This window comes from Janthinobacterium sp. 67 (genome assembly GCF_002797895.1).
GTDB lineage: Bacteria > Pseudomonadota > Gammaproteobacteria > Burkholderiales > Burkholderiaceae_D > Janthinobacterium.
Window position 1 is genome coordinate 2,166,980 of sequence record NZ_PGES01000001.1, and the last position, 14,488, is coordinate 2,181,467.

The 14,488-nt window shown below is 60.9% G+C and carries 16 protein-coding genes and 1 tRNA gene; all 17 read right to left on the reverse strand.

Annotated elements, in window-relative coordinates:
* Position 1: 1 nt before the first annotated feature.
* A complete protein-coding gene (gene nuoF, locus CLU90_RS09740; RefSeq protein ID WP_010399729.1) occupies positions 2–1,297 on the reverse strand; it encodes an NADH-quinone oxidoreductase subunit NuoF in 1,296 nt (431 codons plus the stop codon).
* Positions 1,294–1,773, reverse strand: a complete 480-nt coding sequence (gene nuoE / locus CLU90_RS09745) for an NADH-quinone oxidoreductase subunit NuoE (RefSeq protein ID WP_035820520.1) — start codon at positions 1,771–1,773, stop codon at positions 1,294–1,296. The genes nuoF and nuoE overlap by 4 nt, the downstream gene beginning before the upstream one ends.
* Positions 1,774–1,785: 12 nt before the next feature.
* Positions 1,786–3,039: an NADH-quinone oxidoreductase subunit D gene (locus tag CLU90_RS09750; RefSeq protein WP_034749992.1), complete on the reverse strand. Its 1,254-nt coding sequence runs from the start codon at positions 3,037–3,039 to the stop codon at positions 1,786–1,788.
* Positions 3,039–3,632: an NADH-quinone oxidoreductase subunit C gene (locus tag CLU90_RS09755; RefSeq protein ID WP_092710077.1), complete on the reverse strand. Its 594-nt coding sequence runs from the start codon at positions 3,630–3,632 to the stop codon at positions 3,039–3,041. The genes CLU90_RS09750 and CLU90_RS09755 overlap by 1 nt, the downstream gene beginning before the upstream one ends.
* Positions 3,633–3,649: 17 nt before the next feature.
* Complete coding sequence (locus CLU90_RS09760) at positions 3,650–4,126, reverse strand: NuoB/complex I 20 kDa subunit family protein (protein WP_010399733.1); 477 nt, start codon at positions 4,124–4,126, stop codon at positions 3,650–3,652.
* Between the two features lie 3 nt (positions 4,127–4,129).
* A complete protein-coding gene (locus CLU90_RS09765; protein ID WP_010399734.1) occupies positions 4,130–4,489 on the reverse strand; it encodes an NADH-quinone oxidoreductase subunit A in 360 nt (119 codons plus the stop codon).
* Positions 4,490–4,666: 177 nt separating this feature from the next.
* Positions 4,667–4,751, reverse strand: a tRNA-Leu gene (locus CLU90_RS09770).
* A gap of 202 nt (positions 4,752–4,953) precedes the next feature.
* Positions 4,954–5,355, reverse strand: coding sequence for a preprotein translocase subunit SecG (gene secG, locus CLU90_RS09775; protein ID WP_092710079.1), 402 nt, complete (start codon positions 5,353–5,355; stop codon positions 4,954–4,956).
* A gap of 28 nt (positions 5,356–5,383) precedes the next feature.
* Entirely contained in the window at positions 5,384–6,133 is a 750-nt protein-coding gene (gene tpiA / locus CLU90_RS09780) for a triose-phosphate isomerase (RefSeq protein WP_100427790.1), read from the reverse strand.
* Between the two features lie 72 nt (positions 6,134–6,205).
* The gene (locus CLU90_RS09785; RefSeq protein WP_100427791.1) at positions 6,206–7,186 is read right to left on the reverse strand and encodes an NAD(P)H-quinone oxidoreductase; all 981 of its coding nucleotides are present in this window, start codon (positions 7,184–7,186) and stop codon (positions 6,206–6,208) included.
* Between the two features lie 73 nt (positions 7,187–7,259).
* Entirely contained in the window at positions 7,260–7,868 is a 609-nt protein-coding gene (locus CLU90_RS09790) for a tetratricopeptide repeat protein (RefSeq protein ID WP_092710088.1), read from the reverse strand.
* A gap of 64 nt (positions 7,869–7,932) precedes the next feature.
* Positions 7,933–8,694 (reverse strand): GIN domain-containing protein, encoded by a 762-nt coding sequence (locus CLU90_RS09795; protein WP_092710091.1) that lies wholly within the window; start codon positions 8,692–8,694, stop codon positions 7,933–7,935.
* Positions 8,695–8,815: 121 nt separating this feature from the next.
* Complete coding sequence (locus CLU90_RS09800; RefSeq protein WP_092710094.1) at positions 8,816–9,025, reverse strand: hypothetical protein; 210 nt, start codon at positions 9,023–9,025, stop codon at positions 8,816–8,818.
* Positions 9,026–9,178: 153 nt separating this feature from the next.
* Positions 9,179–11,131: a methyl-accepting chemotaxis protein gene (locus CLU90_RS09805; RefSeq protein WP_198511187.1), complete on the reverse strand. Its 1,953-nt coding sequence runs from the start codon at positions 11,129–11,131 to the stop codon at positions 9,179–9,181.
* Between the two features lie 119 nt (positions 11,132–11,250).
* Positions 11,251–11,616 carry a hypothetical protein gene (locus tag CLU90_RS09810; RefSeq protein ID WP_100427792.1) on the reverse strand — a complete coding sequence of 122 codons (366 nt, stop codon included), beginning with the start codon at positions 11,614–11,616 and terminating at the stop codon, positions 11,251–11,253.
* Positions 11,617–11,702: 86 nt separating this feature from the next.
* Positions 11,703–13,820 carry a polyribonucleotide nucleotidyltransferase gene (gene pnp / locus CLU90_RS09815; protein ID WP_010399742.1) on the reverse strand — a complete coding sequence of 706 codons (2,118 nt, stop codon included), beginning with the start codon at positions 13,818–13,820 and terminating at the stop codon, positions 11,703–11,705.
* Between the two features lie 220 nt (positions 13,821–14,040).
* On the reverse strand, positions 14,041–14,310 hold the full coding sequence (gene rpsO, locus CLU90_RS09820) for a 30S ribosomal protein S15 (protein WP_010399743.1): 270 nt from the start codon (positions 14,308–14,310) through the stop codon (positions 14,041–14,043).
* Positions 14,311–14,488: the final 178 nt, after the last annotated feature.

Consider the following 14,488-nt stretch of genomic DNA (forward strand, 5'->3'; position numbering starts at 1 on the left):
CTTAGATATATGCGGGCACTAAGCAATGCTTGTGCTCGATATGATATTCAAATTCTTCACGGAAATTCTTAATGAAGGCCCGTACCGGCATGGCAGCCGCATCGCCCAGCGCGCAAATGGTGCGGCCCTGGATGTTGTCGGCGATCGAGTTGAGCATGTCCAGGTCGTCTGGACGACCCTGCCCCTGCTCGATGCGGTGCACCATGCGGTACATCCAGCCTGTGCCTTCACGGCAAGGCGTACACTGGCCGCACGATTCTTCAAAGTAGAAGTAGGACAGGCGTTCCAGCGCCTTTACCATGCAGCGTGTTTCGTCCATCACGATGACGGCGCCCGAACCCAACATCGAACCGGCTTTCGCGATCGAGTCGTAGTCCAGGTCGGTCTGCATCATGATGTCGCCGCGGATCACCGGAGCGGACGAACCGCCAGGGATCACGGCCTTGATCTTTTTGCCACCGCGCATGCCGCCTGCCAGTTCCAGCAGGGTCGCAAACGGGGTGCCGAGCGGCACTTCGTAGTTGCCCGGTTTTTCCACGTCGCCCGAGATCGAGAAGATCTTCGAACCGCCATTGTTCGGCTTGCCCATCGCCAGGTATTTCTCTGGACCGATGTTCAGCACGAAGGGCACGGCCGCGAAGGTTTCCGTGTTGTTGATCGTCGTCGGCTTGCCGTACAGGCCAAACGAGGCAGGGAAAGGCGGCTTGAAGCGCGGCTGGCCTTTCTTGCCTTCCAGCGATTCGAGCAGGGCCGTTTCTTCGCCGCAGATGTAGGCGCCATAACCATGGTGCGCGTGCAACTGGAACGAGAACTCGCTGCCCATGATCTTGTCACCGAGGAAGCCGGCGGCGCGCGCCTCTTCCAGCGCTTCTTCGAAACGCAGGTATTCCTGGAAGATCTCGCCGTGGATATAGTTGTAGCCCACGGTGATGCCCATCGCATAAGCGCCAATGGCCATGCCTTCGATCAGGGCATGGGGATTGTAACGAATGATGTCGCGGTCCTTGAAAGTGCCCGGCTCGCCTTCATCTGTATTGCAGACGAGGTATTTCTGGCCCGGGAACTGGCGCGGCATGAAGCTCCACTTCAAGCCGGTAGGGAAACCCGCGCCGCCACGGCCGCGCAAGGACGACGCCTTGAGGTCGGCGATGATCTGTTCCGGCGTGATTTTCTCTTCCAGGATACGCCGCAGGGCGCTGTAGCCGCCGCGGTTCACATAATCTTGCAAATGCCAGTTCTTGCCATCCAGATCCTTCAGGATCAATGGATCGATATGGCGGTTGTGGAGTGACGTCATTTCTTGAGTTCCTCCAGCATGGCGTCGATCTTCTCGTTCGACATCCAGCTGCACATGGTTTTATTACTGACCAGCAAGACAGGCGCATCGCCGCAAGCACCCATGCACTCGCCTTCAACCAGCGTGAACTGGCCGTCTGCGGTGGTTTCGCGGAAATCGATACCCAGTTTCTGCTTCAGGTACTCGGCAGCGCGCACGCCGCCCGACAGGGCGCATGGCAGGTTGGTGCACACGGTGATCTTGTGCTTGCCCACGGGTTTCACGTTGTACATATTGTAGAACGTGGCCACTTCCTGCACGGCAATCGCCGGCATGCCGATGTAGTCGGCCAGTTCCTTCATGGTTTCCGGCGCCAGCCAGCCCAGTTCATCCTGGGCATGGGCCAGCGCGGCCATGACGGCCGACTGACGCTGGTCGGCCGGATACTTGGCCAGCTCGCGGTCAATTTTCTTATAGCATTGCTCTGATAACAACATACTTTTTGCCTCTTAGCGGTCAATACTGCCGAACACGATGTCTTGCGTCCCGATGATGGTCACGGCGTCGGCAAGCATGTGCCCACGCGCCATTTCGTCGAGCGACTGCAAGTGGGCGTAGTCTGGCGCGCGCAGTTTCATGCGGTACGGCTTGTTGGCGCCATCGGACACCAGGTACACGCCGAACTCGCCCTTCGGGTGTTCCACGGCGCTGTAGGCCTCGCCTGGCGGCACGTGGAAACCTTCCGTAAACAGCTTGAAGTGGTGAATCAGGGATTCCATGTTGGTCTTCATGTCGACGCGACCCGGAGGCGCCACCTTGCGGTTGCTGGTCATGACAGGACCTTCATTGTTGCGCAGCCACTCCACGCATTGCTTGATGATGCGGTTCGACTGGCGCAACTCTTCCACGCGGACCAGGTAACGGTCGTAGCAATCGCCGTTGGTGCCGATAGGGATGTCGAAATCCATCAGGTCGTACACTTCGTACGGCTGTTTCTTGCGCAAGTCCCACTGCACGCCCGAGCCGCGCAGCATGGCGCCCGTAAAGCCCATGGCCAGCGCATCTTCCGGCGAGACCACGCCGATGCCGACCGTGCGCTGTTTCCAGATACGGTTGTCGGTCAGCAGGGTTTCGTACTCGTCCACCGAGTTCGGGAAGCGGCGCGCGAAGTCTTCGATGAAGTCCAGCAGCGAACCCTGGCGGTTTTCATTGAGCTTGCCGATCGCTTTTGCGTTGCGGATGATCGAGGCCTTGTGCTGCGGCATCGCGTCCGGCAGGTCGCGGTAGACGCCGCCCGGACGGTAGTAGGCCGCGTGCATGCGCGCGCCCGACACCGCCTCGTAGGCGTCGAACAAGTCTTCGCGGTCGCGGAAGCAATACAGGAACGGGCCCATGGCGCCAACGTCCAGCGCGTGGGTGCCGAGCCACATCAGGTGATTCAGGATGCGCGTCATCTCGTCGAACATGACGCGGATGTATTGCGCGCGCAGCGGCACTTCCAGGCCCAGCATCTTTTCGATGGCCATCACGTACGCGTGTTCATTGCACATCATCGACACATAGTCGAGACGGTCCATGTACGGCACGGATTGCAGATAGGTCTTCTGCTCGGCCAGCTTTTCGGTGGCGCGGTGCAGCAGGCCGATATGCGGGTCGGCGCGCTGGATGACTTCGCCATCCATCTCCAGCACCAGGCGCAGCACACCGTGCGCGGCCGGATGCTGTGGCCCAAAGTTCAGGGTGTAGTTCTTAATCTCAGCCATTATTTCATCCCGTAATGTTCTTCGCGGATCACGCGCGGCACGTTTTCCCGCGGCTCGATCGTCACGGGCTGGTAAATCACGCGCTTTTGTTCCGGATCGTAGCGCATCTCGACATAGCCGGAGACGGGGAAATCCTTGCGGAACGGATGGCCGATGAAACCGTAGTCGGTCAGCAGGCGGCGCAAGTCGTTGTGGCCTTCGAAGAGGATGCCCAGCAGGTCAAATGCTTCGCGCTCGTACCAGTTGACGGCACGCCAGATGCTCACCACGGAAGGCAGCAACGGCATGTCGTCGTCCGGTGCGAACACGCGCACGCGCACGCGCCAGTTGTGCTTGACCGACAGCAAGTGCGACACGGCCGCGTAACGCAGGCCATCCCAGGTGCCATCGCCATAGGTCGAATAGTCGACGCCGCACAGATCGATCAATTGCTCGAAATGCAGGGCCGGATCGTCGCGCAGGGTCAGCATCACGGCCAGGTAGTCTTCCGCCTTGACCTGCAAGGTGACTTCGCCCAGCGTTACCGTCGTGCTAACGCGATCGCCCAGGGCAGTGCCGAGGGCGTTTTGCAATACTTCTAAATGTGTTGTCATAATCTGAAGCGGCCCCGTTAGCGTGCGATCGTGCTGGTACGCTTGATCTTGTTCTGCAACTGCATGATGCCGTACAGCAAGGCTTCAGCGGTCGGAGGACAGCCAGGCACATACACGTCGACGGGCACGATGCGGTCGCAACCGCGCACCACGGAATAGGAGTAATGGTAGTACCCGCCGCCATTGGCGCAGGAACCCATCGAGATGACCCAGCGTGGCTCCGCCATCTGGTCGTAGACCTTGCGCAGGGCCGGCGCCATCTTGTTGCACAGGGTGCCGGCAACGATCATGACGTCGGACTGACGCGGCGACGGACGAAACACGACGCCGAAACGGTCCATATCGTAGCGGGCTGCGCCCACATGCATCATTTCGACCGCACAGCAGGCCAGACCGAACGTCATCGGGAACATAGACCCGGTGCGCGCCCAGTTGATCAGCTTGTCGGCCGAGGTGGTGATGAAACCTTCGCTTAATACGCCTTCAATAGCCATGGCTTATTCCCAGTCAAGGGCACCTTTCTTCCAAATGTACCAAAATCCGACCACGAATTCAGCGATGAACACCATCATCGTGACGAAACCGGCCCAGCCCAGGTCGCGCATTGCAACGCCCCATGGGAAAAAGAATGCCGTTTCCAGATCGAACAAAATAAACAGGATTGCGACCAGATAGTAGCGCACATCGAATTTCATGCGCGCGTCTTCGAATGCTTCAAAACCACATTCGTACGGGGAGAGTTTTGCTGCGTCAGGCTTGTTAGGACCTAACAGGCGCCCCAGGAGCTGGGGAGCGATACCGACACCAAGGCCGATAATAATGAACAGCAGGACGGGGAAGTAATTTTCGAGGTTCACGATTGATGAGCTTATATTGAACGATCGGTTAAATGAGGACGCTGCGATCATTTGCAGCGTATCTAACGCACGACCCCAATCAAAGCTAAGACCAGGATCGAACGACACATCCTCGTAAAAAAAGCCAGCAACTTTGTACGAGCCATGGCTCGTGCGCCGTTGCTGGCTTCTGATTTCTGGTGCCGACGACGAGACTCGAACTCGTACAGCTTTCGCCACTACCCCCTCAAGATAGCGTGTCTACCAATTTCACCACGTCGGCGGTAAGGCCCGTATTCTACTCTGCTTTGCCGCTAAAGTTAATGCACAAATGCATCAAAACACAGATAAAAACGATAAATTTTTACATCTTCCAGCGCGCCACGATTTTTTCCTGCCGCACTGCCAAAACATTGAGCAATAATCTGCTCGTAATGAGAATTACTCTCGATGAGGTATCGAGTTATTACTCGGTAAATACCAAATTACTTCGGAATCGCGCCGGCAGGGGTGCTGGCAACCGGAGCAGCCGCTGCCGGAGCGCTGGCCGCCGGAGCTGCAGGCACCGTCGTCGGGATCGCGCCCGCGCCGGTGACCGGCACTGGCTTGACGACTTTGTCCATCACGCCGCCGCCGACCGTCGTGGCGCGCTGATTGGCCATCAGCGACAGGGCCAGGGTGGCGCCAAAGAAGATCGCGGCGGCAACGCCCGTCGATTTCGACATGAAGTTCGACGAACCCGTCGCACCGAACAGGCTGCCCGAAGCGCCCGAACCGAAGGCGGCGCCCATGTCGGCGCCCTTGCCGTGCTGCAGCAACACCAGCGCGATAATCGACAATGCCGAAAGAACCTGTACTACCACTACCAGATTGAACATCATGTTCATTGCAATTCCATTCTCAGTTTAAATTAATTCAATCGGCGGCGTGAATAATCGCCAGGAAATCCGCCGCCTTCAATGCCGCTCCACCGATCAGACCGCCATCGATATCCGGCATCGCCATCAATTCCTTTGCGTTCTCCGGCTTCATGCTGCCGCCGTACAGGATCTGCACGCCGGCGGCCGCTACCGCATTCTTTGCCGCCAGCTGGCCGCGCAATACCTGATGCACGTCCTGCGCCATTTGCGGCGTGGCCGTCTTGCCCGTACCGATGGCCCAGACCGGCTCATAGGCCAGCACCAGTTTCGCCACGTCGTCGGCGGAAATCGCCGCCAGCACGGCGCCCAGCTGCTGCGCCACGACGGCGTCGGTCTGTCCCGCTTCGCGCTGGGCCAGGGTTTCGCCGATGCAGACGATAGGCGTGATGCCCGCCGCCAGCGCGGCAACCGTCTTGGCCGCCACTTGCGCATCGCTCTCGCCATGGTAGGCGCGGCGCTCGGAATGCCCGATCACCACATAGCCGCAACCGAAATCCTGCAGCATGGCGGCCGAGATTTCTCCCGTGTAGGCGCCGCTGGCGTGCGCGGACATATCCTGCGCGCCCCAGCCGAGAGCCGTGCCTGCCAATTGCGCCTGGCACTGCGCCAGATACGGCGCAGGCACACAGACGGCGCTGGCGGCGCCAGAGGCGGCCAGACCAGCAACTATTTCAGACAATAACACCGCGTTCGAGGTGCGACTGCCGTTCATTTTCCAATTTCCGACGACGAGTTTGCGACGCATAGTAGCCTAAATTCTAATAACCCGTCATTCTAACTCCGGCACCGATGCCGGTCAAACAGGCAGTGCCCCGTTTCAAGCAACTTGCAACATGATCTTGCCCACGTGCGTGCTCGCTTCCATCAGGGCATGCGCTTCGTTGGCTTTCTCCAACGGGAAAGTTTGATAGATCACGGGCGTGATCTTGCCCGCCTCGATCAGCGGCCAGACGGTCGTGCGCAAATGGTTCGCGATGGCCGCCTTGAAGGCCACGGAACGGGGACGCAGGGTGGAACCCGTCACCGTCAAACGGCGGCGCAGCAAGGTGCCCAGGTCCAGCTCCGCCCTGGTGCCGCCCTGCACGGCGATCAGGCCGATGCGGCCGTCGTCGGCCAGGCAGCTGATCTCGCGCGGCAGGTAGTCGCCGCCCACCATGTCGAGGATGACGTCGACGCCCTTGCCACCGGTCAATTCCTTGACGACGGCGACGAAATCTTCCGTGCGGTAATTGATGCCCCGTTCGGCGCCCAGCGCCTCGCAGGCGCGCGCCTTCTCGTCGCTGCCCGCCGTGGCGAACACGCGGTGGCCCAGCGCTGTCGCCAGTTGAATGGCCGTCACGCCGATGCCGGACGTGCCGCCCTGCACCAATAACGTTTCGCCATCGGCCAGCGCGCAGCGGTCGAAGACATTGCTCCAGACGGTAAAGAAGTTTTCCGGCAGGGATGCGCCTTCCAGCGCCGTCAAGCCCTTCGGCAAGGGCAGGCACTGGCCGGCAGGCGCGGCGCAGTATTCGGCATAGCCGCCGCCCTGCACCAGCGCGCAGACGAGGTCGCCCTTTTTGAATGCGATATTGCTGAAATCGCCATCGACGACTTCGCCCGCCACTTCCAGGCCCGGCAAGTCGGATGCGCCGGCTGGCGGCGCGTACTTGCCCAGGCGCTGCAGCACGTCGGGACGGTTGATGCCGGCCGCGTGCACCTTGATCAGCAGTTCACCGGCCTTGAAGGCGGGAACGGGACACTCGACGATCCGCAAGACGTCGGCGGGACCTGGCTGACTGATGGCAACTGCACGCATGGCGGGACTCTTTCAAGGGAAAACGGCGATTGTACGCCATGCCGCCAGCCCTTGCAGACCGCCGCTTCCTCCCTTAGCCGCCGCCCGTCTTCGACTGGCGCGGCAACGGCGTGCCGGGCTTCCATTTCGCCGACAGGGCCTGCCCTTCCTCGACTTGTTCGTGCGTCATCTTGCGCACGACGGCGGCGCGCTGGTCGGCCGCATTCGTGTTGCCGTTCGCCGCCGCCAGGTTCCACAGCATGTAGGCGATGACGTTATCCTGCTGCACGCCGCCCATGTGATAGCGGTACATCAGGCCCAGCACCTGCTGCGCCTCGGCGTGGTTCTGCTCGGCCGCCTTGCGGAACCAGGCCACGGCCTGCTTGTGGTCCTGCAGCACGGCGTTGCCCGTGTAATACATGGCGCCCACGACGTACTGGGCGTCGGCCTTGCCCTGGTCGGCCGCCTTGCGGTGCCAGAACATGGCCTGCTTGTAATCCTGCGGCAAGCCGCGGCCCATGTAATACATCAAGCCCAGCAAATGCTGGGCATCGGCGTTGCCGGTCTTGGCCAGTGGCAGGATTTCCTTGTAGGCCAGCGCGTAATTCTTGTTGTTGTAGGCACTGGCGCCTTCGACGAAGCCAGCCCGCGCGGGTAGCTGTATCGCCAACAGCATGAGTAATGTAATGATCAGTTTTTTCATCGGAATGGGATGTGGTCTGACTACTTATTCTTGTTTTGCCAATATGGCCTGCGGCAGGATGCGTTTACTTCCAGCTGACTTTGCCCAGACCCTCGACGCTGACGTCGCGGTTAGCCGGCTTGCCGTACACCACCACCGAACCGAGTCCACTCAGGTTCAGCTTGGCATTCGTATGGGCATTCACCAAGGCATTGCCAAGGCCGCTCAATTCCAGGTTGACGGCATCGGCCTCGAATTGCTTCGCATTCAAGCTGCCCAGGCCACCCAGGCTGGCTTTCAGGATGCGCCCGCGGCCGCCCAGCACCACCGAGCCCGCGCCCTGCAAGTCCAGCTCGGCCCGGTCGTTATTGCCGATCCACAGCTGCATACTGCCCACGCCGCCCAGGCTGGCATTAAGCTTGCGGTAATCGCCGACCACCTTGATGCTGCCCGCCCCTTCCAGCGACAAGGTCAGTTCCTCGCCCGTGAATCCCGTGACGTCCGTGCTGCCGTAGCCTTCCGAGCTCACTTCACGCAGATTCGGCAGCACCAGTTCCGCGCGGATCGACGAAGGACCGAGCTTGAAGCCGCGCACTTCCGTTTCGATGTGCAGGGTGTCGCCGCTTTGCGCCGTAGTGACATCGGCGATGTAGCGCTTGTCGGCCGTGATGCTCAGCGACGGCACGCTGCCCTGGCGAATGCGTACTTCCATCACGCCATCGAGCTTGACGCGCACCACGCGGGCGTCGACGTTGCGCATTTCCAGCAAGCGGGTCTCGGCGGCGACGCCGCGCACCAGGCCCAACGTCGCCAGGAACAGCAGCGCCAGTTGCAGTATTCTTTTCATGTAGTACATCCTCGGTATCTTGTTTTTATGTGTCGCGGCGCCCTCGTGGGGCTTGCGCGCATTGCCATTGACCACCACTGTAGCAGCGTCGAAAACGGCTGACAATCAGGCTGACAATCGATCAGGCAAAACGGGCTTTTTCGGCAGCGTTCAGGCGCTTGGCCTTGACGACCACCACTTGCATGGCGGCCTTGTTCGCGGGCGCGGCCAGGGTGGCCGTGGAACTGGCCACTTGCAGGGCCGGGGCGGCCGGGGCAATGGCGTAGCAGCTGGCGCCAAGCAGGATGGCGGCGGCAACGGCGATGATTTCCATGTTTTTAGCGACGTTCATGTTGTTCTCCTCGGGTGTCTGGCAGTGGGCTTGCGGTATGGTGTCACTATAGCCATACCGCCCCCGGCAGACACGCCGATTGCGACGAACTGCAATTTTGGCAGGCTGGCCTGACAAAATCGCGGATGAACGTGCGGATCGCTGCGCTTCTTCTTAAAACTCTTCCCACTCGTCGGCGCCGGACTTGGCCGCCTTGACGGGCTTGACCGACGCCAGCGCGCGGGCCGGCGCGCGCGGGGCGGAAGCCGGAGCGGCTGGCTTCGCCTTGAGGCGCGTCACGGGCGCGGGCGCCGCGGCAGGACCGGCATCGCCCAGGCGGAACATGCCGACGGCTTGCGCCAGATCCACGGCTTGCTCCTGCAAGCTTTCCGCGGCGGCGGCCGCCTGCTCGACGAGGGCCGCATTTTGCTGCGTCATGGTATCCATGTGCGTGACGGCCGTATTGATCTCGCCGATGCCGGCGCTCTGTTCGCGGCTGGCCACCGTGATCTCGCTCATGATGGTCGTCAATTGCTGTACCGACGCCACCACCTGATCCATGGTCTGGCCCGCTTCATCGACAAGACGGCCCCCGGCATCGACCTTCTCCACCGAATCGCCGATCAATTCCTTGATTTCCTTGGCCGCGCCGGCGGAGCGCTGCGCCAGGTTGCGCACTTCGGACGCCACCACGGCAAAGCCCCTGCCCTGCTCGCCCGCGCGCGCCGCCTCGACGGCCGCATTCAGGGCCAGGATATTCGTCTGGAAGGCGATGCCGTCGATCACGCCGATGATGTCGACGATCTTGCGCGAACTTTCCTGGATGCCGGCCATGGTGCCGACCACCTGCTGCACCACGCGGCCGCCCTTGGCCGCCACTTCCGAGGCGGACACGGCCAGCTCATTGGCCGCGTGCGCGTTTTCCGCGTTCTGCTTGACGGTCGACGTCAGCTCGTCCATCGAGCTGGCCGTCTCTTCCAGCGCGCCGGCCTGCGCTTCCGTGCGCGAAGACAGGTCGGCATTGCCGGCGGCGATGTCGGCCGACTCGCTGCGCACCAGGGTGCTGATGCTGCGGATCTGCACGAGCACGGTGGCGATCTTTTCGACGAACAAGTTGAATGCCTTGGCGATCTGCGCCAGCTCGTCCGCGCCTTCCGCGTCGAGGCGGCTGGTCAGGTCGCCGTCGCCCGTGGCGATCGCTTCCATCGCATCGCGCACCAGGCCCAGGCGGCGCAAGGCGCGCGCCACCAGCACGCTCAATACCGTGGCGGCCAGGGCCAGCACCAGCAAGGCCGTCAGGGCCGAGGCGCGCAGCATGGAGGTCAATGCCTGCGTCGCTTCCGCGCGGTCGAGCACGGTCGCCAGCAGCCAGTCGCTGCCCGGCACTTTACTCACATGCAAGATGCCGTTCCGGTCGCCCAGGCGTATGGCGGCGCCGTCGCCGCTCTTTTCGATATCGGCCAGCGCCTGCGCGCTCAGGCCCGGATCCAGCTCGGCCAGCGGTTTCAGGGTCAGCTTGCCGTCCGGGTGGGCGATGATCTTGCCGCCGCCATCGACGAGGAAGGCGTAGCTCGATGCCGTCGGCTTGATCGAGGCGACGTTTTGCACCACCGCATCCATCATCACGTCGGCCGCCATCACGCCCGTCACGCTGCCCTTGCCGCCCAGCGGCTCGGCAAACGTCACCACCAGCTTGCCCGTGCTGGCGCCGATGTACGGTGCCGTGATGATGGGGCCGCCCACTTCGGATGCCAGCTTGTACCAGGGCCGCGCCGTGGGATCATAGTCGGCGGCGCGCTTGCGCTCCTGCGAAAACACGGCGTGCTTGTCGGCAAAGCCGATATACGCCATGTCGAAGGTGCCGGCCTGCTCGGCCGCCTTCAGGGCCGGCAGCGGATCGGCCGCCGTGGCGCCCTGCTTGAGCGAGCCCACGACGGCTTGCTTGGAGCGCAGCCATTCGGCGATGGCTTGCGCGTGGCTGTGCGACAACTGCAGCATCTGCGTGTCGAGCGCGGCCAGGGTGCTGGAGCGCGTAGTAAAGAAATTGGCGATGGCGACAGCCAGCATGGCCAGCACGACGATGGAAACGGCGATGGCGATCAGCCGCGCCTTAAGGGAGGACAACATGGTGCATCCAATAAAAAAGAGAAAATCGGGAGGAATGCACCATGGTCGGGGAATAAGATTTTGTCGTCAAGCAATACTGACAGTCGATTACCCATAAACAACAATTGATACCATATAGTTCATGTCTGGCCGCGCAACTTGCGCAAGCCCGGCGATTCGCCGCCCGCCGCCTCGATGCGGAAACGGGCAAACGCCTGCTCCGGCTCGGCATAGCGGCGCAGACTGCCTTCATTAACATAGCGCCCGACGGGGATATCGCCCGCCCCGCCCTTGCGCCGCACCAGCCCGCCCAGCTCCTGCGTCGGCGCCACCTGGCTGACAAAGACGTTGACGGTGCCCTTGGGCATGATCCGATACACATCATACAGCGGCGCCTCGCTCTTCAAGGGCAAGGCGTCGAGGTCTTGCGCCGGCATGGCCGCGGACGCGGCGGCGATGGGCAGCGGCACCGGCGTGGGCGCGTTGTCCAGCTGCGCGCAGCGCAAACAAGGCGTAAAAAAAACGCCAGGGCTTGCGCGCTGGCGGTTTTGATCATGCGGCCGGGGCCGCATTCAGACTAACGTAGACTAACTTAAGCGGCTGGCGCTTCGTTGCCTTCGGCAGCTTTCATCGACAGTTTCAGACGGCCGCGGTCGTCCGTTTCCAGAACCTTGACGCGAACCAGCTGGCCTTCTTTCAGGTAGTCGGCCACGGCGTTGACGCGCTCGTTGGCGATCTGCGAGATGTGCAGCAAGCCGTCCTTGCCTGGCATGACTTGCACGATGGCGCCGAAGTCCAGCAGTTTCAGCACGGTGCCTTCGTAGGTCTTGCCCACTTCGACGGAAGCGGTCAGTTCTTCGATGCGGCGCTTGGCTTCCTGGCCGGCGGCAGCGTCGACGGAAGCGATGGTGACCACGCCTTCGTCGCTGATGTCGATCTGGGTGCCCGTCTCTTCGGTCAGCGCGCGGATCACGGCGCCGCCCTTGCCGATCACGTCACGGATTTTTTCCGGGTTGATCTTGATGGTGATCAGACGCGGTGCGAAATCGGACAGTTCGGTTTTGACGTGCGGCATGGCTTTTTGCATTTCGCCCAGGATGTGCTCGCGGCCTTCCTTGGCTTGCGCCAGTGCCACTTGCATGATTTCCTTGGTGATGCCCATGATCTTGATGTCCATCTGCAGCGCCGTGATACCGTTGCGGGTACCGGCTACCTTGAAGTCCATGTCGCCCAGGTGATCTTCGTCGCCCAGGATGTCGGACAGCACGGCAAACTTGCCGCCTTCCTTGATCAGGCCCATGGCGATACCGGCCACGTGTTCTTTCATCGGCACGCCGGCGTCCATCAGTGCCAGGCAGCCGCCGCACACCGATGCCATCGACGAGGAACCGTTCGATTCCGTGATTTCCGATACCAGGCGCACCGAGTAGCTGAACTCTTCAGCTGCCGGCAGGGCGGCGATCAGCGCGCGCTTGGCCAGACGGCCGTGGCCGATTTCGCGGCGTTTCGGCGTACCGACGCGGCCCGTTTCGCCGGTGGCGAACGGAGGCATGTTGTAATGCAGCATGAACGAATCGGTAAACTCGCCCATCAGCGCATCGATCTTCTGGCTGTCGCGGGCGGTGCCCAAAGTTGCCACGACCAGCGCCTGCGTTTCGCCGCGCGTGAACAGGGCCGAACCATGGGTGCGTGGCAGCACGCTGGTGCGGATCGAGATCGGACGCACGGTGCGCGTGTCGCGGCCGTCGATGCGTGGCTCGCCGTCCAGGATTTGCGTACGGACGATTTTCGCTTCGATGTCGAACAGGATGTTGTTCACTTCTGCGCTATCAATCGACGCGCCGCCGGCGGCAGCCGCTTCAGCCGACAGGTCGGCGATCACTTCCGACGTCGCCGCTTTCAGCTTGGCCGTACGCTCTTGCTTGTCCTTGGTTTGATACGCGTCATTGATCTTGGCGTTGGCGAAATGCGCGACGCGGGCGATCAGTGCTTCGTTTTTCGGCGCAGGCGCCCATTCGACTTCCGGCTTGCCGCCGTCACGCACCAGGTCGTGAATCGCGTCGATGACGACTTTCATCTGGTCGTGGCCGAAGACCACGGCGCCCAGCATGATTTCTTCGGACAGCTGTTTCGCTTCCGATTCGACCATCAGCACGGCCGTTTCGGTACCGGCGACAACCAGGTCCATTTCCGACGTTTTCAGTTGCTGGACGGTCGGGTTCAGGATGTACTGGCCATTGGCGTAACCGACGCGCGCGGCGCCGATAGGACCGTTGAAAGGCACGCCCGATACGCACAGGGCGGCCGATGCGCCGATCATGGCGGCGATGTCCGGATCGATTTCAGGGTTGACCGACAGCACGTGAATGATGACTTGCACTTCATTCAGGTAGCCTTCCGGGAACAGCGGACGGATAGGACGGTCGATCAGACGGGAGGTCAGTGTTTCTTTTTCGGAAGGACGGCCTTCGCGCTTGAAAAAACCGCCCGGGATTTTACCGGCAGCATAGGTTTTCTCGACATAATCAACCGTCAAAGGGAAGAAATCCTGGCCTGGCTTGGCATCTTTGCGTGCCACCACCGTTGCCAGAACGACGGTATCTTCGATCGACACCAGCACTGCGCCGGATGCCTGACGTGCGATTTCGCCGGTTTCCAGGGTCACTTGATGTTGACCGTACTGGAAGGTTTTCGTAACTTTGTTAAACATGGGGTATCCCTTTTCTAATTGCCGACAGATTTTCAGGGGCTGTCGTTCACCTCACCACAGGCGGCGGAAACACTGTTGCCGCCTTTACTACTTTACTTTTAAAACATGATATCGGTAGAGAATACTGTACTTCTCGACAAAAATCCGGAATTCAAATGACAAAATGCCCGCGTCAGCGAACTGGCGCAGGCATTTCTGTATAAACCTTGTACGGCAAAAATTACTTGCGCAGACCAAGTTTAGCGATCAGGTCGCGATAACGGGTAGCGTCTTTAGCCTTCAGGTAGGACAACAGGCTCTTACGACGGTTGACCATCATGATCAGGCCGCGGCGGGAGTGGTGATCTTTCGAGTGGGCTTTGAAGTGGCCGTTCAGTTCGTTGATGCGAGCTGTCAGCAGTGCAACTTGCACTTCAGGGGAGCCGGTGTCGTTTTGACCACGTGCGTTGTCCGCGATGATAGCGGCTTTGTTGATGTTTTCTACTGTCATGATAAACCTTTCACATGCGGTGCACAGAGTCTGAACCCTATCCACCGTGAACTACGATTATTAAAATACTGGCCTATGCTTCCAACCAGACGCGCAAGTATATCGGAAAAATGCCCGCCTGTATCCTGCCGTGCGCGCTTTTCTCGGCGCATGATAGGGTTTTCCTGCATTTCAGGAG